The organism is Plantactinospora solaniradicis (assembly GCF_042658085.1).
In the GTDB taxonomy this organism is placed as follows: domain Bacteria; phylum Actinomycetota; class Actinomycetes; order Mycobacteriales; family Micromonosporaceae; genus Plantactinospora; species Plantactinospora solaniradicis.
On the sequence record NZ_JBHSPR010000145.1, the window covers coordinates 1 to 1,081 of the forward strand.

At 65.8% G+C, this 1,081-nt stretch carries 1 protein-coding gene; it reads left to right on the forward strand.

Features of this window, described 5'->3' with window-relative positions:
- Positions 1-38 precede the first annotated feature (38 nt).
- Positions 39-1,081: IS630 family transposase (locus ACFP2T_RS47945; RefSeq protein ID WP_377434793.1), on the forward strand; the 1,043-nt coding region annotated here is incomplete at its 3' end.

The window sequence follows — 1,081 nt, forward strand, 5'->3', positions numbered from 1 at the left end:
AGGCTGTCTCCTGACGTTCGTGATGCGGGAGGTGGCGGGTGGGAAGACGCCCAGAAGTGTTCGTCCGGCAGGTATCGATGGCCGAGGGCCAACGGTTGCAGCGCATCAGCCGGACCGCGAAGGACCCGGTGAAGCTGCGACGGGCGATCGTCGTGCTGATGTCCGCCCAGGGCCAACCCGCCCCGGACATCGCGCACCTGCTCAAGACCAGCGAGGACTACGTCCGCGATGTGATCCACGCCTTCAACGAGCGGGGGTTCGACGCGCTGAACCCAAAATGGAACGGGGGCGCACCGAGACGGATCGATGAGCAGACCAGAGCCTGGATCTGCGCCATCGCCCGGTGCGACCCCCGTTTCCTCGGCAAACCGTTCTCCTGCTGGTCCCTTGCCAAGCTGCGTGACTACCTGATCGACACCGGCCGCGTCCACGCGATCAGCATCGAGACCGTCCGGCGGATCCTGCACGAACGCGGCGTCTCCTGGCAGGCCACCAAAACCTGGAAAGCCAGCACCGACCCCGACTTCACCACCAAGATGCGCCAGGTCCTGGACCTGTACGACCACCCACCCACCGACGGCCGGGTCGTCTGCGTAGACGAGTTCGGACCACTCAACCTGCAACCCCGCCCCGGCCGAGCCTGGCGACAACGCAACCAGCCAGCTCGGCAACGAGCCACCTACACCCGCGACCAGGGCGTACGGCACATGATCGCCGCTCTCGACCTGGCGACCGGCCGAATGCACTACCGCATCCGGAACCGCAAACGCTGGCGGGAATTCCTGAGCTTCCTCAAGACCCTGCGTCACCGCTGGTCCAACGACCGGCTCTACCTGATCCTGGACAACTTCTCCCCACACAAACACCCCGAGGTCCGCGCCTGGTGCGCCGCCAACCGCATCGATCTGGTGTTCCTGCCGACCTACGCGTCCTGGCTCAACTGGATCGAGGCCGAATTCGCCGCCGTGCGTTACTTCGCACTCAACGGCACCGACCACCGCAGCCACACCGAGCAGGACAACGCGATCGGCGCCTACATCCGGTGGCGCAACCACCGAGCCCAACCCAAGTCCGGATTCGC